This window comes from Clostridium sp. Marseille-Q7071, from assembly GCF_965112025.1.
The window spans coordinates 31,327-52,324 of record NZ_CBCOPR010000001.1 but is presented as its reverse complement, the minus strand read 5'-3'; the positions used below and the strand labels follow the sequence as shown (position 1 = coordinate 52,324).

At 28.8% G+C, this 20,998-nt stretch carries 15 protein-coding genes; 12 read left to right on the top strand and 3 right to left on the bottom strand.

Annotated features, from left to right (window positions below):
• Nucleotides 1–410: 410 nt before the first annotated feature.
• Nucleotides 411–2,399 carry a fructose-1,6-bisphosphatase gene (locus ACWPW7_RS00165; protein ID WP_454051896.1) on the bottom strand — a complete coding sequence of 663 codons (1,989 nt, stop codon included), beginning with the start codon at nt 2,397–2,399 and terminating at the stop codon, nt 411–413.
• A gap of 790 nt (nt 2,400–3,189) precedes the next feature.
• Between ACWPW7_RS00165 and ACWPW7_RS00160 the strand changes: the two genes are divergently transcribed.
• The 3 genes from ACWPW7_RS00160 (at nt 3,190) to ACWPW7_RS00150 (ending at nt 5,228) form a co-directional block, all read left to right on the top strand.
• Nucleotides 3,190–3,567, top strand: coding sequence for a CoA-binding protein (locus ACWPW7_RS00160; RefSeq protein ID WP_454051895.1), 378 nt, complete (start codon nt 3,190–3,192; stop codon nt 3,565–3,567).
• Between the two features lie 283 nt (nt 3,568–3,850).
• Nucleotides 3,851–4,417, top strand: a complete 567-nt coding sequence (locus ACWPW7_RS00155; protein ID WP_454051894.1) for a LemA family protein — start codon at nt 3,851–3,853, stop codon at nt 4,415–4,417.
• A gap of 10 nt (nt 4,418–4,427) precedes the next feature.
• Nucleotides 4,428–5,228, top strand: coding sequence for a TPM domain-containing protein (locus ACWPW7_RS00150; protein ID WP_454051893.1), 801 nt, complete (start codon nt 4,428–4,430; stop codon nt 5,226–5,228).
• Between the two features lie 362 nt (nt 5,229–5,590).
• Here ACWPW7_RS00150 and ACWPW7_RS00145 read toward each other — a convergent pair whose 3' ends face one another.
• Entirely contained in the window at nt 5,591–6,055 is a 465-nt protein-coding gene (locus ACWPW7_RS00145) for a DUF4230 domain-containing protein (RefSeq protein ID WP_454051892.1), read from the bottom strand.
• A gap of 513 nt (nt 6,056–6,568) precedes the next feature.
• The gene (locus ACWPW7_RS00140; protein ID WP_454051891.1) at nt 6,569–6,802 is read right to left on the bottom strand and encodes a hypothetical protein; all 234 of its coding nucleotides are present in this window, start codon (nt 6,800–6,802) and stop codon (nt 6,569–6,571) included.
• Nucleotides 6,803–7,038: 236 nt separating this feature from the next.
• Here ACWPW7_RS00140 and ACWPW7_RS00135 point away from each other — a divergent pair, with 236 nt between their 5' ends.
• The 9 genes from ACWPW7_RS00135 to ACWPW7_RS00095 all read left to right on the top strand — a co-directional run bounded on the left by ACWPW7_RS00135 (nt 7,039) and on the right by ACWPW7_RS00095 (nt 20,664).
• Nucleotides 7,039–7,665 carry a RusA family crossover junction endodeoxyribonuclease gene (locus ACWPW7_RS00135; RefSeq protein WP_291564605.1) on the top strand — a complete coding sequence of 209 codons (627 nt, stop codon included), beginning with the start codon at nt 7,039–7,041 and terminating at the stop codon, nt 7,663–7,665.
• A 165-nt stretch (nt 7,666–7,830) separates the two neighbouring features.
• The gene (locus tag ACWPW7_RS00130; protein WP_454051890.1) at nt 7,831–8,133 is read left to right on the top strand and encodes a transposase; all 303 of its coding nucleotides are present in this window, start codon (nt 7,831–7,833) and stop codon (nt 8,131–8,133) included.
• The gene (locus ACWPW7_RS00125; protein ID WP_454055450.1) at nt 8,097–9,071 is read left to right on the top strand and encodes an IS3 family transposase; all 975 of its coding nucleotides are present in this window, start codon (nt 8,097–8,099) and stop codon (nt 9,069–9,071) included. The genes ACWPW7_RS00130 and ACWPW7_RS00125 overlap by 37 nt, the downstream gene beginning before the upstream one ends.
• Before the next feature lie 369 nt (nt 9,072–9,440).
• The gene (gene tsaD, locus ACWPW7_RS00120) at nt 9,441–10,463 is read left to right on the top strand and encodes a tRNA (adenosine(37)-N6)-threonylcarbamoyltransferase complex transferase subunit TsaD (protein ID WP_454051889.1); all 1,023 of its coding nucleotides are present in this window, start codon (nt 9,441–9,443) and stop codon (nt 10,461–10,463) included.
• Nucleotides 10,464–10,783: 320 nt separating this feature from the next.
• Nucleotides 10,784–12,790 (top strand): aminopeptidase, encoded by a 2,007-nt coding sequence (locus ACWPW7_RS00115; protein ID WP_454051888.1) that lies wholly within the window; start codon nt 10,784–10,786, stop codon nt 12,788–12,790.
• Between the two features lie 1,091 nt (nt 12,791–13,881).
• Nucleotides 13,882–15,909 carry a urocanate hydratase gene (locus ACWPW7_RS00110; RefSeq protein ID WP_454051887.1) on the top strand — a complete coding sequence of 676 codons (2,028 nt, stop codon included), beginning with the start codon at nt 13,882–13,884 and terminating at the stop codon, nt 15,907–15,909.
• A gap of 411 nt (nt 15,910–16,320) precedes the next feature.
• Nucleotides 16,321–17,442 (top strand): IS4 family transposase, encoded by a 1,122-nt coding sequence (locus tag ACWPW7_RS00105; protein WP_454051886.1) that lies wholly within the window; start codon nt 16,321–16,323, stop codon nt 17,440–17,442.
• Between the two features lie 704 nt (nt 17,443–18,146).
• Nucleotides 18,147–19,202, top strand: a complete 1,056-nt coding sequence (locus ACWPW7_RS00100) for a hypothetical protein (RefSeq protein WP_454051885.1) — start codon at nt 18,147–18,149, stop codon at nt 19,200–19,202.
• 601 nt (nt 19,203–19,803) lie between these two features.
• On the top strand, nt 19,804–20,664 hold the full coding sequence (locus tag ACWPW7_RS00095) for a formate/nitrite transporter family protein (protein WP_454051884.1): 861 nt from the start codon (nt 19,804–19,806) through the stop codon (nt 20,662–20,664).
• Nucleotides 20,665–20,998: the final 334 nt, after the last annotated feature.

The following is a 20,998-nucleotide window of genomic DNA, read 5'->3' as shown; positions in this document are numbered from 1 at the left end:
CAAACTATTATAGCGGTGAACATTGTTCGCCATTCTTTCACCTCTGGGGATTTATCAATGCACAATGCACAGTTCACAATTAAGGAGGAAATTAATTCTTTACGAATTAATTTCTTGAATGTATTTTTAACTAGCAATTGCATTGCTAGTTTTTGTAGGGGAAAACAGTGTTCGCTAATTTTTTTCAATGAATCCTATAATTTAATATTAGCGTAATAGTGTGTGGCGAACACTGTTCGCCGCTACATAATCAATTCTAAATTTCTCAGCCTCTGCTGAGAAATATCCACAATTGTGAATTTTGCATTGTGAATTGTGAATTGAATTAAGTTTTTGTATAAAAAATAGGGGTCAGCTTTCACCTCCCCCTTTTGGATTGTTAAGAATTTTAAATATATATTTATATATATTTATTTAAGCTCCTTAATAAGGCCTTTTCTATAAGCCATAAGGAGTTTTTCTAAATCATTAATTTGAGTTATTAGTTCTTTTCCTATGTCTGTATCTCCTATTCTTTGCCTTGATTTTGTAGTTTCAAGTATTATAGAGGAAGATAATATATCATTTCCTTCTTCTATTGCTTTTTGAGTAGATTCAAATGGCTCATGTGATACAAGCTGTAATCCATAGGAGTTATAAATTAGTGTATATCCTGCAAGCCCTGTTTCAGGCTGATATGCCTTTGAGAAGCCTCCATCTATAACTAGCAATTTACCATTAGCTTTTATAGGGCTCTCTCCCTTAACAGCTTTAACAGGAACGTGTCCATTTATAATATGAGAACTAGTTGAATCTAATCCAAACTCTTCTAATATCTTATTACAAATATCCTCTTTATCTCTAAATCCAAAATAAGGGTCCTTACATTCTTTATGAGTTGTTTTATTATTGATAAAATATCTTTCAAAGGTTGCCATTTTATTTTTACCAAATAGAGGAGAATCTTCTCCACACCATAGATACCATAAATAATCTAAGGCATATAGATCTGTTTCTGCATTGCCTTTATTAAAATAACCTTCTCTTGCAATTCTATCAGCTATATCTAAATAAGCTTTACCACTATATTCTCTTCCAGCAACTTTACTTTTTCTAAAATCACCATTTTCATCTAGTGGAATGCAAGCATGATATAAAAGATTTGAGTTATAAGTTAAATATAAACTACCTTTAGAAAATAAATATCTGGTGTGCCTTTGAAGTTTCTCACTACTTAAAAATGAAGATTTTAGTCTAGAAACTAATTCTTTTTCTTCATCATTAAGTTTATATGGATTTTTAGGATCGATAGTAGGGAAGTTTATATCGTTAAGCTCATATTCTTTACCATCTACTATTATTGTACCCTTTTCAAAATTAATTTTATCTAAAAGTAATCTATTTTCCATATTAAAGCTTGGTCTTCTTTGTATTATTTCTCCTTCAAGCTTAAATTGAATTATAGAAATTGCTTTATGCATTTGAGACATAAGCTTTAAATCTTTTTCTTTATAATTCCCTGCGGTATCCTTTGGTTTAAAAGATTTGCAAGGATCATCTCTATAAGTGTTCATAGCAAAGGTAGCTAGTGGCAATAGATTAATTCCATAGCCTTCTTCTAGCGTTTCTAAATTAGCATATCTTGTAGAAATACGAATAACATTGGCAATGCAACTTTCACAGCCAGCAGCGGCTCCCATCCATAATATATCATGATTGCCCCATTGAATGTCTATATTATCATATTTCATTAAACTTTCCATTATGATATGAGCCCCAGGTCCTCTATCATAAATATCTCCTACTATGTGAAGTCTATCAACTATAAGCTTTTGAATAACGTGAGAAATAGCAATAATGAATTCCTTTGCTCTTCCAATTCTTATAATTGTATCTAATATACCATTAAAATAATCTTGTTTATTTGGCCTGACTTGCTGTTCATGTAATAGTTCTTCAATAATATATGCAAAATCAGGCGGTAAAGCTTTTCTAACTTTAGATCTAGTATATTTAGAAGAAACTAATTTACATATCTTTATAAGATGATATAAAGTTATTCTATACCAATCATCAAGCTCCTTTTCTTCTTGCATTACAAGCTCAAGCTTCTGCTCAGGGTAATATATTAATGTACATAACTCCTTTTTTTCGCTCTCTCTTAGAGTGTTTCCAAAAATATCATTAACTTTTCTTTTAATTACTCCTGAAGCATTTTTTAAAACATGATTAAAGGCTTCATATTCACCATGAATATCTGTAAGGAAGTGCTCTGTTCCTTTTGGTAAGTTCAATATAGCTTGAAGATTTATAATTTCCGTACAAGCATCTGAAATTGTAGGGAACTTGTGAGATAAAAGTTTAAGATACCTTAAATCATCCTCAATTATATCAACACTTATTTCATTTAATGGCAACATTTTAAATCTCCTTTTCTATTGCTTAACTTAATTAATTAACCAGCTGGAGAACAAGTTAGTCAATGGAGAATTGAGAATGGACAATTGACAATTTAGGTTTAAATTAGTTTTGTTAAACTAATTCCTTTAATAGATTTTTTTATTAGCAATACAATTGCTAGTTTTTATTAAGAAGTTACAGCGTAACTTCAAAAAATAACTCAATTCAAAACTTCTTTTATAAAAGAGAAGTTTCAATAATTGTCCATTGTCAATTTTCAATTACATAAGGCTATTCATCCCAGCGGTTATCTGTCCATTAAATAATGTGTTACACTATATATATAATAATATAGCACTTATTTTATATATTATATTATATAACAAAGATTAGATTAGTGCTAACACAAAAATATTAGATTTTTATACATTATTTACAAAAATCTTTAATAGGTATAATATAATATAAATATATTGTGATATTTTAAAATAATGGTTAAATTATATATTAATAAAGTTATTAATTTTATTAATAATTTTATTAATTATTAGATATTTTTGTAATAAGATGATTATTATTTTAAAATATGAACATTATATATGACTTTACTGGAGATAATAATTTAATAAATATTAATTAAGGTATTAGTAAATAGCTAATCAATATGATATGTATTTTCTTTTAATTTGATTTAGTGTAATTTTCTCATATATCATTATTAGTGTAAATTATTCTGTATGGGACAGAAAATATTCTTATTATATTTAACCAGTTATTTTATTACAGATACCTAAGAAGGAGAGAGAGATTATGAATAAAATGCTTGAGATAAAAAAGTGGGCTGTTTTAGGTGCAACAGATGATCAAAGTAAATTCGGATACAAAATATTAAAAAGGTTAGGAGAAAAAGGATATACAGTATACGGTATAAACCCTAAATATAATGAAATTGAAGGAATAAAAATAGCTTCTTCTGTAGAACAATTACCAGAAAATGTAGAAGGGATAAGCGTAATTGTAAATCCTAAAATTGCATTAAATTCACTAGAAACTATAAAAGAACATGGAATAAAGAACCTTTGGTTCCAACCAGGTTCCTATAATGATGAAGTAATAAGCAAAGCAAAGGAATTAGGATTCAACATAGAAAATAATCAATGTTTATTTGTTGAACTTGGAAAACTTTAAAATAATGCAGAATTTATAATTCACAACTTAATCAATGGGAAATGGACAATTTATACAATGGAGAATTGACTATGGACAATTGACAATTAAGGAGGAAATATTTTTAGGAAAAATAATTTCTTAAAACTTATCTTTAACTAGCAATGTAATTGCTAGTCATAAGAAGTTACTCTGTAACTTCAAAAAAGAATCAATTTAAAATTTCTCAGAGGTAGCTGAGAAATGTCCACAATTGTCAATTGTCAATTGTCAATTTTCAATTGACTAAAGGGAGGTTTTTAAAATGGGAAAGACTTTAAGAACAGTATTAATAGTAGTTGTTGTATTTGCTATTATGTTATTTCCAGTAGTGGGAACATATAATAAACTTGTTTCATTAGATCAGCAGGTAAAAACTGCTGAAGCAAATATTGATGCTCAGCTTCAAAGGAGATCAGATTTAATACCAAATTTGGTATCTACCGTTCAAGGTTATGCATCACAAGAAAAAGAAATTTTCACGTCAATTGCAGAATCTAGAGCAAAATTATCTGGTGCTCAAACAGTAGAGGAAAGAGCTAATGCAGATGCAGAGCTTTCAAATGCATTATCAAGACTTTTAGTAGTTGTAGAAAGGTATCCAGAATTAAAATCAAATCAAAACTTTAAGGATTTAACTATTGCTTTAGAAGGAACAGAAAATAGAATAGCAATTGGAAGAGAAGATTATAATAGAATTGTATCTGAGTACAATAGTAAAAGAAGAAAATTTCCAACTAATATTGTAGCTTCTATGTTTGGATTTGATGAAAAACAATTCTATAAAGCAGCTGAAGGTGCTAAAGAAGTTCCAAAAGTTGAGTTTAAGTAAGTGATAATCTATGAGAAGGCTAATTAAAAATAATAAGTTAAAAACTTTAATTTTAAGCTTTTTTTTATTATTTACTTTTATAGTCCCTAAAGCTACATGGGCAATAGATTTTCCTAAAGTTACAGAATATAAATATGTAAATGACTATGTAGGAATACTGGATAAGAAAAGCAAACAGCAATTTATGGCGATAGGAGGAGAAGTTGAAAGGAAAACTTCTGCAGAAATGACTACCGTAATAATAAAATCTTTAGATGATTATCCTATTGAAGATTATGCTAATAAGCTTTTTAGAACTTGGGGAGTAGGTAAGAAAGATAAAGACAATGGACTTTTAATACTTGTAGCAGTAGAAGATAAAAAATGGAGAGTTGAAGTAGGAAGAGGCCTTGAAGGAGCTATACCAGACATATACTCAAATCAAGTGATGGAAGAGGTTGCAAAACCTAGATTTAGAAATGGAGAATATGGTTTAGGACTTTTAGAGGCATATAGTGTATTTGCTGATGATATTGCCAAAGAATATGGTGTAACTTTAGACAAAAATTTAAAAGTATCTACTCCCCAAGAAAACACAAATTCTATTTCTGGAAATATAGGTATAGGTATTATAATATTCTTAGTAATAATAGACATTATGTTTAATAGAGGAAGAATATGTAGAATGTTATTCTATAGCAGCCTTGGAAGAAGAAATGGAAGAGGTGGAAGAGGTGGATCTGGCGGAGGCTTTGGTGGAGGTTCCTCAGGAGGCGGTGGCGGCTTCGGAGGAGGCTCATCTGGTGGAGGAGGTTCATCTGGAAGCTGGTAGTTAGGCAATTAAGAATTAAGTATGAAGAATGAAGGATTATGGTTGAAATAAGTTTTGAACAAACTAATTTCTTTAATAAATCTATCGTAGCGGTGAACAGTGTTCGCCGCTTTTTTCATCAATTTGGGGAACTTAATCAATGGAGAATTTATGAAGAGTAAAAGTTAAGTATGAAGAATGAAGAATTATGATTAAAATTAATTTTTTACTAATTAATTTCTTGAATATACTTTTTTACTAGTAATACAATTGCTAGTTATTCATAAAAAGTTACTGTGTAACTTTAGGACAAATAAATTAAAAACTTCTCCTATATAGGAGAAGTACCCATAAATCCTTCATTCTTCATTTTTAATTCTCAATTATCTAAACTCCACTATTACCTCATAATTAAGTTCTTCAAAGAAATTTTTTAAGAATTCTTCAGTGGTAGTATTTACTTCATTTAAAAAACCACTTTTAATTAGTTCTTCTTCTCTTTCTTTTTTAGATTTTAAAATTTCTTGGAATGCATCATTGCTTTGAATTGGATTAAATATAGAAGTTCTTTCATCTAGTATTGATACATCGTCCTCGTTTATAATATGGTCCAATATAATAGAATTAGGCAAGGTTATAATTAGTTTATTACCTTTTAATATTATCTCTGATTTATCTAAAATTACCCCCGCTTTTATATAACCATCATATTTTAAAATAAGGGATTTTTCAGTAAAAGGAATTACTAAATCATTGAATTTAAAATTATCTTTTAGTGATATTACATGAGAATAATTATATTTAACAGTAACAAGTTCTTTAACATCTATTAATTGATGATATATCATTTCTTTTTTTACTTCTCTATTATTTTTTATAGATAGATTAATAGAAAAAATTATAATTAAAATTAAAAGAAAAATAGCAAGTAATGATATTAATTTAGTTTTTAGAGAAATATTTTTTAACTTAATAAAATCACCACCTTTTAATTATTTATATGTACCATTTTTAAAATAATTCACAACTTAATCAATGGAGAACTTATGAAGATTAAGAGTTAAGTATGAAGAATGAAGAATTATAGTTGAAATTAATTCTTTCTACGAATTAATTTTTTGAATATGCTTTTTTATTAGCAATACAATTGCTAGTTATTCATAAAAAGTTACTGTGTAACTTTAGGACAAATAAATTAAAAACTTCTCCTATATAGGAGAAGTACCCATAAATCCTTCATTCTTCATTATTAATTCTTAATGAAAAATCGTATAACCTTGTTAATTAAAAAAGGATATCTGAAATATTCAGATATCCTTTTGGTTAAGTAACCATTAATTAATCATTTTTATAAAAAGTCTCTAAGTATTTTTCTTATTTTTAGTTTCAGGTTCAACAATAGCTCCTTTTTCTTCTAACTTACAAGTTATAACCTGAATTACATATATAACTCCGAAATAAATACCACCAGCTATAAAGATTTCATGTATTGCTTCACTTCTTCTATAAGAATCAATAAGAAGCAGAAATCCTATAAATACTATAGTATTTATAAGAGTCATTGAAAGACTTTTTGTATATTTGTTTTTTGTCATAATGTGCCCCCTGATTGTTTAAATACCTATTATTAGGTTATGTTATTTAAATATATATTATATATTAAGCCCAACATTAGTTCAAATTCAAGTTATTTTAATGTTAAACAGGTTATGAAAATGTTAAATTTTATGAAGTAAATTATGTGCAAACATATGTTTTGTGTTATAATTTTAGAATTAGGAAAACAATTATTTATAATTTAATAATTTTAATTGATCGAAAAGGAGTATTTATGAGTAAAAATTATGCAAAAGTTATAGTAAAAGGTTCACCTATTTCTAAATCTAATTTTAAGCTTTTCAATATAAATGGTAGAGCTATACTTCCTTATAGATCAGGAAAATATCATGATAGATATGCACTTTATGAGGAAGAAATAGCTTATGAATGCAGGATACAGAATCCTAATGTAGTACTTAGTGAATCATTAATTGCAATTCTAAAAGTTTATTATAAATCTCGAAAGCGTCATCCTGATACGAATAATATAACTAAAAGTATTTTTGATGGCATAGAGAAAAGTGGACTTATTATAAATGATGCTCAAGTTAGAAGGCTTATAATAGAAGAATTTTATGATGAAAAAAATCCTCGTTTTGAGCTTGAGTTATTTGGAGAAAGCATCTATAAAATGAATTATTCCATAGAGAAATTAGATAATCCTCAAGAACCTATAGAATATTCGCCACCTTCAAATAAAAAAAATCAGATAGGTAACAATAATTTTAAAGAAAAGAAAGAAAATAATAATACTCTACTTTGTGAAATATGTGGAAAGGGCATTTCAAAAGAAAACGCCATATCTGCAAATAAAGGCAAAACTCTTTTATGTAAAGCATGCTTTAAAAAGTTGTTCTAGAAAAATTGATTATAAACATAATGAAAGTGTATAATAGTAAGGATTAATAACTTTGTTAATGGAGAATTGACAATGGACAATGGACGACTCATAGACCCCCTCAAGATGTTAGACACTTCGTTCAAATGACTATACAATAAAAAAGCAAGGTTGAGGGGGTAAAATATGACTACAAAATTTACAAGAAAGTTTACAGAAGAAGAACGAGTTGCAATTGTTAAGGAGGCATTGGAATATGGAAGCAATGCTTTAGTTGCTGCAAAATATGATATTAATCCTAAATTGCTATCAACATGGAAAGGGAATTATAGGAGATATCAACAAACGTTGAAACCAAAGGAACCTAAGGAAGAAAATATAATTGTGAATTATAAGAAAGAGTATAAAAAACTTGTTGAAGAAAATAAACAGAAAGACCTAGAAATAGCAGTATTGAGAGATTTATTAAAAAAAAAGAAAATGAAATAGATTATTATGAGTATGCAGAGGAATGGATAGCATGTGGAGCACCAGTAGCAAGCATTCTTAGGATACTAGGACTGAATAGATCTACATACTATCGAAGAAAACAAGCTAAAAAAGATGGAAATACACCCATTGTAAGAAAAGAGGGAGTTATTCCAGGATTTAGCTATAATATTGATAATGTAAAAGTAAGTGACTTAGTAATACAAAAGTACATTATGGAAATAAAGTCCTGTGACCATGGACGACACTATGGTTACAAGAAGGTTACAGCAGTTCTTAAACGAAGGTATTGCTTAAAGATAAACAAGAAAAAGGTATATCGGCTAATGAGTATATTAGGGATGATACAGAAATCTAAGGAGCCAGTTACAAGATATAAACGTGTTTGTAAGAATCACTTAGTTAAACAGTCTAATCAACTTTGGGAGATGGACACAAAGTATGTGTATATTGCTGGTACACGTGAAGTTGCTTATTTAGCTTCAATTATTGATGTTTTTGATAGAAGTATTATAGCATGTAAGCTATCACCTTCTGCTAATGCTGAAGCAGCGCAAGAAGTATTGCTTATAGCATTATACAACAGAAGCATCAAAGATGCTGTTGACGGACTTACTGTCCGTACGGACAATGGTTCACAGTTTATAGCTCATGACTTTGAAAAGCTATGTATAAAAGAAAAGGTGATCCATGAAAGGATTCCAGTGCATAGCCCGAACTATAATGCACATATAGAGTCATATCATAGGTATCTTCAAGATGAGTGTCTAGCTGGCAAGATATTTAATAGTTTAGAAGAGGCGGAAGCCATCATTGATAAATATGTATATGGATATAACACTATACGAGTCCATTCATCAATAGATTATAGAACTCCTGATGAGTTCTATAATCTAAAAAATTGTAAATTTAAGGATAAGCTAGTAATTAGTATATAGTGTCCCATTTGAGGTGTACTAATCCGACGATTGAGGAGGAAATTAATTTTTATTAAATTAATTTCTTTAGTCGATTTTTTACTAGCAATACAATCGCTAGTTTTCCACCTCTGGGGAACAGTAGTGAAGCCCTTTAGGGTTCCCCTGAGGTGCAGTATAGTTCGGAACAAGACTAATAAATTTAACTAGTATTATGGAGAAATTGCAGGAATTAAGAATTAAGGAGGAAATTAGTTTTGTCAAACTAATTTCTTTAATAGATTTTTAATAAAATTGACCTTATCACTTCAAAGAGAATCAATTCTCAATTTTCCATTCTCAATTGTGTAAGTTTTTTAATTAAACAAAGTAAAAAAAGTAGGTGACATTATGAAGAAGGATTTTAAAATACTTGCTATAGAGTCAAGTTGTGATGAAACTTCTGCAGCAGTAGTGGTTAATGGAAGAGAGGTATTATCTAATATAATATCTTCTCAGATAGATATACATCAAAAATTTGGAGGGGTAGTGCCAGAGGTTGCTTCAAGAAAACATATAGAAGCCATAAGTGCAGTGGTTCAAGAAGCATTAGATGAAGCTAATTTAACTTTTCAAGATATAGATGCTATAGGAGTAACTTATGGACCAGGATTAGTTGGTGCGTTGTTAGTTGGACTTCAATATGCTAAATCTCTAGCTTATTCTTTAGACATACCGCTAATTGGAGTAAATCATATAGAAGGACATATAAGTGCAAATTTTATAGAATATAAAGAGTTAGAACCACCTTTTGTAACCCTTGTAGTATCAGGTGGACATACTTTTGTAGTACATATGAAAGACTATGGAGATTTTGAAGTAATGGGAGAAACTAGAGATGATGCAGCAGGAGAAGCATTTGATAAAGTTGCTCGTGCTTTAGGACTTGGATATCCAGGAGGACCTAAAATTGATAAAATTGCTAAGGAAGGAAATGAAAATGCAATAAAGTTTCCTAGAGCAAATTTTCATGAAGAAAGCTTAGACTTTTCTTTTAGTGGAATAAAATCATCAGTTTTAAACTATTTAAACAAAATGGAAATGAAAAATGAAGAAATAAACGTAGCTGATACTGCGGCATCTTTCCAAAAGGCAGTAGTAGATGTACTTGTAGATAATGCTATAAAAGCTTGTAAAATAAAAAAGGTAGACAAAATTGCTATAGCTGGAGGGGTTGCAGCTAACTCTGCTTTAAGAGAAGCCATGATAAAAGCTGGAGATAAGAATGATATAAAAGTACTATTCCCGCCAATGGTATTATGTACCGACAACGCAGCTATGATAGGAAGCGCAGCATATTTTGAATACTTAAACGGAAGAACCTCAGACTTAACCTTAAATGCCATACCAAATTTAAAACTTGGAGAAAGATAGTTAGGCAATTGAGAATTGACAATGGAAAATTGACAATTAAGGTTGAAATTAATTCTTCACGAATTAATTTCTTTAATATATTTTGTAGCGGAGAGCAGTGTTCGCCATTTTTTATACATATCATGATGTAATGGTTATGGCGAACACTGTTCGCCGCTACAGTTAATCAATTTTAAATTTCTCAGTTTTCACTGAGAAATGTCTACAATTGTGAACTATGCATTGTGAATTGTGAATTAAATTCAGTTATGAATTGATTTATTCGTTGTCTATTTTCTCAATATATGGTAATATTTTATACAATAAAAGGGGGGATTACCATGAATTTTTATGATTTTAATGAAGTGGATTATAGAAACTCTATAGCCATAATAAAGTCTATTGCTGCAAAAGAAAAGTGCTGCTGTGATAATAGTAAGTTTTGTTTATTTTTAAGAGAATTAGCGTCATTTATATCTAATCTTTGTGATTTGGAAGAAAAATTAAATGATGAGTATTTCAAATCTAAAAGTTTTGAAGAATTACTTGAAGAAAATCATAAACTTTACGAGCCTATAAGAGGCGAAAATTACAAGACAAGCTACTGCAATCCAAGCTATGCTGTTGAGGTTTTTGGGGAAGAATTAGGTAAAATAACTTCAATGTTAGCTAATAAGTACAGAGAATATATAAAATATGCTTTTTTGCATAAAAAAGCTAGAATTAATGCTTACAACAAATTATTTTTAGATTTATATAATTATGTTATAAATCATGAAGTCAATGCAGAGCAAATAAAAAATCTTATTTTTGAATTCGAAAAATCAGTTGTAGAATTTGAAGTTAAAGAAAGATTATCAGATTTATTTATAAAAACAAGTTCTTATGTAAAAACTATAGTTGAAGATGAAGATTTATCAGATTTAAGATATTTATTTAAATATGGTGAATATATAAGTGACAATGAAATAAAAACTGCTAAATTTTTAAATAATTATGACAAGATAGATACAATAGCAAATACAGTTTGTGAAGCTTATATTAGTGGATTTAAAAGAGATAATAAAGATTACACTAAAAAATCTACAGCTTTACTTATAGTCTATGTAGGACAAGAACAAATAACTAGAGCTCTTATTAAAAAGCTTAAAGCATATGGATTAGATTCAATTTTATCAAAGGCAGATACTACAGATGCTAATAAGCAATTAACTTACGATCATAGGTTTGATATTGGATTATTCTTTAATAAGGAATATGCTGATTTAAAAATAGAAACTTCCAAGAAAAAACTAGAAGAATTTAAAGAAGATCTTGCAAAATATTCAGGAATATTAGTTTTTGAAAGTTTTGGAGAAATACCTTTTGCACCAGAAAGTAAAAAAGAAGCTTTAAAATTGAGTGAAGAACAATCAGCGTTATTCCAAGAATATAAGAATAACATAAGAAGAGAAGAAGATAAGTATCTTCCAGAAGCAGAGACAAGTTTTACAATCATAGCTTTCCCAACTCCTGAAATAGGAGAAAAATTTGAGGAAATCTTTGAAGATACATTAGAAATAAACATGTTAGATAGTAAGAAGTATGAAGTAATTCAACAAAAAATTATAGATATATTAGACAAAGGTGAATTTGTTCATGTAAAAGGAAAAGGTGCAAATAAAACAGATATAATGGTTAAAATGCATGAGCTTAAAAACCCAGAAAAAGAAACCAACTTTGAAAATTGTGTTGCTGATGTTAATATTCCAGTAGGAGAGGTATTTACATCTCCAGTATTAAAAGATACTAACGGAATACTTCATGTTGAAGAAGTTTATTTAGATGATTTAAAATACAATAACCTTGAACTGAAATTTAAGGATGGATTTATTGAAGAATATAGTTGCACTAATTTTGAAGAGGAAGAAGAAAATAAAAAATATATTCAAGAAAATTTATTATTCCCGAACCAAACTCTTCCATTAGGAGAATTCGCTATAGGAACTAATACACTAGCTTATGTTATAGCACAAAAGCATGGAATAGTTAATTTACTTCCAATATTAATAGTTGAAAAAATGGGACCTCACTTTGCAGTAGGTGATACATGCTTCTCATATTGCGAGGATTTACCTGTTTATAATCCAGACAATAAAGAAATTATTGCTCGTGATAATGAAAAATCTATATTAAGAAAAACAAATCCACAGGAAGCATATACAGGTTGTCATACAGATATAACCCTTCCATATGATGGATTAAAATTTATCTCTGTAATAACGAAAAGCGGAGAAAAAATAGATATTATTAGAGAAGGAAGATTTGTAGTTGAAGGAACGGAAGAATTAAATAAAGTTTTTAAATAAGTTTTTTCACCTCTGGGGAACAGTAGTGAAGCCCTTTAGGGTTCCCCTGAGGTGCAGCATAGTTCGGAGCAAAGCCAGTGAGCTTAAATTAGAATTATGGAGATAGGCAATATATTTTAAGCATTCTTTAATGTTGTAATTATTGTGCCATACCATACTGCACCCCAGGGGTCTATATAGAAAGTAGCTACAGATTGGATTTTTGTAGCTATTTTAATTTTGCTTTAAAACCTATAATTTTGTTATAGACCCCAGGGGTGGAAGTTAATGCTGAGAAATATCCACAATTGTGAATTTTGCACTGTGAATTGTGAATTAAATTAGTTTACTTTAACACGTTAATGTAATAAAGTAAAAATAATGAATTTATGTATCAAAAAGATATAATATGCTAAATTGTGAAAAAAGTTAATATTTTTGGAAGGATTTTTTGAGTTTATAAAGAATATAGAGTAGTGTGTAGTTTAATATTTCTTTGTAATGCATTATTTTAGCGTTTTATCAATTAAGATAATGTCATAGACAATTGATAATGATATGCAAATGATATTTAAAGCAAATTTGAAACATAATAATTTTAAAAAATAATTATGTAAAGTAAAATCATAATATCAAATTGAAAAGTTCTCAATTATTTTTGAGAATTATATGCAGTTGACAATTAAGGAAGATAATTTTGTACAGTTAAGAGTTCACAACGGGGTAAAAGTAATTCTTTAAGATTGAGTATTTTATATATTGTAAATTGTATTTTTGAAATTAATTTTAATATATTAATTTCTTATTATAAAAGTAATTTTTAAGTAATTTATAGAAATTATACACAATTGACGATTGAGAGAAATAACTTTGTACAGTTAAAAACTTGTAATAAGGTACTTGGAAAAATAAGCAGCCACTATGTTAGCTTATTTTGCATCATATTATGTTGTCAGATTAGCTCATGGCATTACTATGAGTATAAACTGATAATTTGTTCGATATAAAATAAACTAATATCTTCGACTTGTTATTTTCTTTCAGATGCCTGTAAAAGGTAATTTTATAGATAGAATTATTCTAAATTGTAAATTGTATTTGGGGGTGGCTATATGTTAAATAATTTAGATATTGAAAAAGCTATGATTATTAAATTAGAAGATGAACTACCTAATATGCCAAAATTTCAAGAGGGCATTAGAAGAGCTCCGGATAGAGGCTTTACATTAACAAAAGCTCAAGCAGAACTTGCGCTTAAAAATGCACTAAGATACATACCTGAAAAGTATCATGCAGAGCTAGCTCCAGAGTTTATGGAAGAATTATTAACAAGAGGAAGAATTTATGGTTACCGTTTTAGACCAGAGGGAAGAATTTACGGTAAATCTATAGATGAATATAAAGGAAATTGTATGGAGGGTAAAGCCTTCCAAGTAATGATAGATAATAACCTAGATTTTGATGTAGCACTATATCCTTATGAGCTTGTTACTTATGGGGAGACAGGTCAAGTGTGTCAAAACTGGATGCAATATAGACTTATAATGAAATATTTAGAAAACATTACTGATGAACAAACTTTAGTTGTTGAATCAGGACATCCATTAGGACTATTTAGAAGTTCTAAGAAGGCACCAAGAGTTATAAATACTAATGGCCTTATGATAGGTATGTTTGATAATCCAGAAGATTTTCATACAGCTACTCAATTAGGAGTTGCCAACTATGGTCAAATGACTGCAGGGGGATGGATGTATATAGGACCTCAAGGTATAGTACACGGAACCTTCAATACTATATTAAATGCAGGAAGGTTAAAACTTGGAGTACCTCAAGATGGAGATTTAAGAGGAAAAATATTTGTAACATCAGGACTTGGGGGAATGAGTGGTGCACAGCCTAAGGCTATAGAAATAGCTAATGGTGTTGGAATAGTTGCAGAAGTTGATTATTCAAGAATAAAAACAAGGTTAGATCAAGGCTGGGTATCAATGGCTTCTGATAATCTTGATGAAATATTTAAAGTAGTTTTAGAAAAAGTTAAAAATGAAGAAGCAATTTCAATTGCTTACCATGGAAATGTTGTTGATTTACTACAATATATTGTAGATAAAAATATTAAAATAGATTTATTATCAGATCAAACCTCATGTCATGCTCCTTATGAAGGTGGATATGCACCTATGGGTATAAGCTTTGAGGAAAGAACTAGACTTTTAAAAGAAGATAGAAAGAAATTTAAAGAATTAGTAGACAAAACCCTACTTAAACATTATGAACTGGTTAAGATATTGGATTCTAGAGGAGTATATTTCTTTGATTATGGTAATGCCTTTATGAAAGCAGTATATGATGCAGGAGCAAAAGACATTGCTAAAAATGGTATAGATGAAAAAGATGGCTTTATATTCCCATCTTATGTAGAAGATATAATGGGACCTATGTTATTTGATTATGGATATGGACCATTTAGATGGGTTTGTTTAAGTAGAAATCATGAAGATTTAATAAAAACTGATAAAGCAGCTATGGAATGTATTGATCCAAATAGAAGAGGACAAGATAGAGATAACTACATCTGGATTAAAGATGCAGAGAAAAATAAACTAGTAGTTGGAACAGAAGCTAGAATACTATATCAAGATGCACAAGGAAGAATAGATATAGCATTAAAGTTCAATGACATGGTAAGAAAAGGTGAAGTTGGACCAATAATGTTAGGTCGTGACCATCATGATGTAAGTGGAACAGACTCTCCATTCAGAGAAACTTCTAATATAAAAGATGGAAGTAATATTATGGCTGATATGGCTGTTCAATGCTTTGCAGGAAATGCGGCAAGGGGCATGAGCCTTATAGCACTTCACAATGGTGGAGGAGTAGGAACAAGTAAATCAATAAATGGTGGATTTGGTCTTGTGCTTGATGGTAGTGAAAGAGTAGATGATATAATTAAATCTTCTATGGCATGGGATGTTATGGGAGGAGTTGCTAGAAGAGCCTGGGCAAGAAACCCTCACTCAATAGAAACTTCTATAGAATACAACCAAAAACATTCATCAACAGATCATATTACATTACCATATATAACTGATGAAAACCTAATTTCATCAGTGGTAGAAAAAGCTTTAAATAAATAAGCATTTAATTTTAAATAGGGAATAGAATATAAAGATGAAACTATTTTTAATTTTTAATTGATAACACTTGAACTTAAATATAAATTAAAGGGATACCTAAAGTAATTTAGGTGTTCTTTTTTTTATATGTATAATCACCCCTGGGGAACTTAATCAATGGATAATTGACGATGGACAATTGACAATTGTGGTGGAAATTAAATTTTACAAATTAATTTCTTTAAATAGATTTTTTTACTAACAATGCAATTGCTAGTTTTCCACCTCTGGGGAACAGTAGTGAAGCCCTTTAGGGTTCCCCTGAGGTTTTAGTGTTGTATCTTTGAATAAGTATCCTAAATTACCTAAAGAAACCTTATTGATATTTTAATAAGAATATTATTAAAATTGTTTTAAAGGAGGTAATTTATCATGATCAGCAGAAAAATGGAAAAAGTTTTTATAAAATTAATTAAACCAATTTCTAGGAATAAAGTAAATTATTTAGCAAACACGTACAATAGTGATTTCAAAACAAAAACTTTTGATACTTTTTCTCACGTAAAATCAATGATATTTCTACAGGTTTCTAATTATAACTCACTTCATGCTTTAGTTGATGTTTATAAGGAAACACCAAGTATGCAAGAACTTTTTAACTTACCAAGTATATCTCAAATATCTCGTAAAAATGAACAAAGAAATTATCAGGTTTTCGAAAAAACTTTTCAAGATATTGTGAGCTATTTTGTAAAAAGAGTTGGGTTTAATAAAGCGTCAAAGAAATTAGGAAATATAAAAATTATGGATTCTACTACAATTCAAATAGCTGCTAAATTAGCTCCGAAGCTTTATTATGAATGTGAAAAATCTTCAATTAAATTTAATATACTATATAACTATACAAAAGATATTCCTGAAAAAGTTAATATATTTCCTTCAAAGATTAGGGATATGGATTGTATAGACAACATTATTATGGATGATGGAAGCATATATTTATTTGATAGAGGATATCGTAGCTATAAGTGGTATAGTGCGCTTTATGATGATAAAATTCAATTTATTACTCCACTGTATACAGATGCTAAGGTGTTTTATTGTGGGGAAAGATATTGTTCAAAAGACAATGTATTAGATAGAGATATATTATTAGGTGCCAATGCAATTAAAAATAAAGATACAGATGAAAATAAAAGAGTATATAGGGAAATTACTTATACTGATATTAACAGTAAAAATGAAGAGGTAGAAATAAGATTATTAACAAATATGCGTAATAAATGTGCAAGAAAGGTAATTTATCTTTATAAAATAAGATGGAAAATTGAGTGCTTTTTCAAGTGGATTAAGCAACACCTAACAATTAAGCATTGGATAGGTCACAATGAAAATGCACTCAAAATACAGATTTACTCTGCATTAATATCTTATATATTATTGCAAATTTTAAATATAGAATCTAAAAAGAACATGACCATGTTAAAAATAATGCGAATAATACGAACTAACTTATTAATGAACGTTCAAGATGTTTCACTATTTGGAACATGATTTTAGCAAAAATTTAAATTTTTTTTAAAAAATACCCGCAATAATATTTGCATTATTACTGTAAATATATTGATAAAAATATGTAAATTGCTATTAAGTATAATAATTACCTATAAATTTATCAAATAAATATTAACATGTGTTTCTATATTTTATTTTTCTTGGAACGATGCAACACTAAAACCCCTGAGGTGCAGTATAGTTTGGAACAACATTAATAAATTTAGCTAACACTATGAAAAAAACTATAAGAATTAAGAATTAAGTATGAAGAATGAACAATTACGGTGGAAATTAATTTTATAAATTAATTTCTTTAATTGATTTTTTTGTAACGGCGAACAGTGTTCGCCACTCTTTTACATTAGGGAAATAGTTTAATTAATGAAAAACCTATAAGAATTAAGAATTAAGAATTAAGTATGAAGATGAAGAATTACGGTTGAAATTAATTTCTTTAACTAATCTTTTTATTAGAAATACAATTGCTAATTTTTATCATAGAAAAGTTACTGTGTAACTTAAAAAAGAATCAATTTTAAATTTCTCAGTTTTTGCTGAGAAATGTCCATAATTGTCAAATTTTCAGTTTTCAATTCTCAATTGTATAACTTTTATTATTAAAATTACCTTAAATAAAACCTTTCTGTATTGATAGACGTATATATTAAGGAGTATAATTATTCTCGTGATGTAGGAAAAGTATGAGTAAGGGAGTAGAGGAAATGCTAGTTAAGAAAGGAAGTAAAAGTAAGAAGTTTGTTAATTTATTATTGCTTTTTGTCGTGTTAGCTTCCTGCTTATTATATGCTTGTGATAAGAAAGATGATAACAAAGTTAAATTGACGGAAAAAGCACATTTAAAAGCTGTTTTTGAAAGAAACAACAATATATACATTTATGATGAAAAGAAAGAAGTAATAAAAGTAATAGGAGATCCAAGTAAAAGAAAAGAATTACTTGTTCTAAGTCCTAATCATAAAAACATAGCCTATAAATTTCAACAAGACCAAAATATGATAAATAATTCACAAATTGTGATTCAAAATATAAAAAAAGAAAAAATAGATGTTATAGATATAGAAGATGAAGATTTAAAAAACATAACAGAAATTAAATGGTTAGATGATGAACATATATTAGTTACAGCACATATAAATCCATCTGTATTATCTTATGGAATATATGATATAAATTCTAAAAAGCAAGTAAATTCTGTTAAAGGTATTTTAATGGGAATATATAATGATGGTCAAGAACTACTATATAGTAAAACTAAAAGAAATGATCCTAATCATAAATCTAATTTATATATAAATGATAAATTAATATATGAGATGGAAAACAATGAAGAGCAAATACAAGATGCTGTAATTTCAAAAGACTATAGCAAAATAGTATTTAAAACATTTTCCTTAAACCTAGAAACTGGTGAGGTAAAAGATTGCATATATAGCGCAGATTTTAATAAAGACTATAAAATCTCTAATATAGAGAAAACAGAATTACCACCAACTGTATTCGGTAACTTAAAATTAGATAAAGAAAACAATCTATATGTAGTAAATCATGAAACTGCTTATAAAGTTCAAGGAACTTTCTTCACAGAAACAGAATACAAAGAAGAAGACCTAGAAAAACCAGAGGAAGAGAAGCTAACAAAATTCAAACAAATACTAGCTAGAACCTTCCCAAAAGAATTCATAACAGACTACCTGCAACTAGATGAACTGCAGATATATAATATACAATGGTTCTAACAATTCACAATAAAAACTATAATAATGAAGAATTAAGCATGAAGAATGAAGAATTATGGTTAAAATTATTTTTGAACAAAATAATTTTTTAAATAGATTTATTGTAGCGGCGAACAGTGTTCGCCACTTTTTTCACCTCTGGGGAACAGTAGTGAAGCCCTTTAGGGTTCCCCTGAGGTGCAGTATAGTTTGGAACAATACGTGGTAATCTTAACTAATACTATGGAGAACCTGTGAGAATGAAGAATTAAGTATGAAGAATGAAGTATTATGGTTGAAATTAGTTTTAATCAAACTAATTTCTTTAATAGATTTTTTTACTAGCAATCATATTGCTAGTTTTTTTATAAAAAGTTACTATGTAACTTCAAAAATAAATTGATTCTAAATTTCTCAGCTTTTGCTGAGAAATATCCACAAATTCTTCATTCTTCATTATTAATTTTTAATTAATAAGAATTTCAATTCTCCATTGTACAATCTTGACTTCCCTCTAAAGCTAAAATATAATAATCACGGTGCTGTTTAATATAATGATTATGAAAAACTTTAAACGTGTTGAAAGCATGCTTTAGAAGGGTAAAGTGAAAGGGGCAAGTAAATGGAAAAGTTGATGTTATCACCACTAGAGATAACAGAGTATGTTGAAGAAATGGGGGTCAAAAAAGCTAAAAATAGGACATCTCAGACATTGCTTCTTGGAATGTTGGCAGGAGTATTTATAGCGTTAGGAGCATACGGATCAGCGGTGGCTTCACATAGCATAACTAATTTCGGATTACAAAAAGTTATGGCTGGTATAGTTTTCCCAGTGGGATTATTATTTGTTTTGATATGTGGAGCAGAGTTATTTACTGGAAACTGCTTATTATCAGTAGCAGTAGCACAAAAGAGAATATCAATTAGTGATATGATAAGAAACTTAAGCTTAGTTTATATAGGTAACTTTATAGGAGCAGCAATAATAGCAGGACTTATATATGGAGCAGGATTACTTGAGTTAAATGGAGGAGCAGTTGGAGGATATGCCATAAAGGTTGCAGCTACAAAAGCAAATCTTACATTATCTCAAGGATTCTTTAGTGGGATTTTATGCAACATAATAGTATGTCTTAGTGTATGGGGTACATATGCAGCAAAAGAAGTGCCAGGAAAAGTATTAATGGGTTTTATACCAATTTTCGTATTTGTTATAGCTGGATTTGAACACTGCGTAGCAAACATGTATTATTTTTCAATAGGTTTACTTGCAAAAGGTAATGCATTATTTGTAGAAGCATCTCATGTAGCTCCAGAAAAATTATCTAACTTAACAATAAAAGGAGCAGCACACAATTTATTACCAGTAACCCTAGGAAATATGTTAGGTGGAGCTATAATGGTAGGAATAACCTACTGGCTAATATATAAAAAGCTACCACATAAAAAGCATATTTCTAATAAGAAGAACATAGCAGCGTAAAATAATTAAGAATTAAGTATGAAGAATGAAGAATTATAGTGGAAATTATTTTTAATCAAAATAATTTCTTTAATAGATTTTTGTAGCGGCGAACAGTGTTCGCCACTTTTTTTGCACGCATTATAATTCAATGATATTATGGAGAACTTATGATAATTAAGAATTAAGTATGAAGAATGAAGGATTACGGTTGAAATTATTTTTAAACAAAATAATTTCTTTAACTGATTCTTTTTGCTAGCAATACAATTGCTAGTTTTCACCTCTGGGGAACAGTAGTGAAGCCCTTTAGGGTTCCCCTGAGGTTTTAGTGTTGCATCGTTCCAAGAAAAAT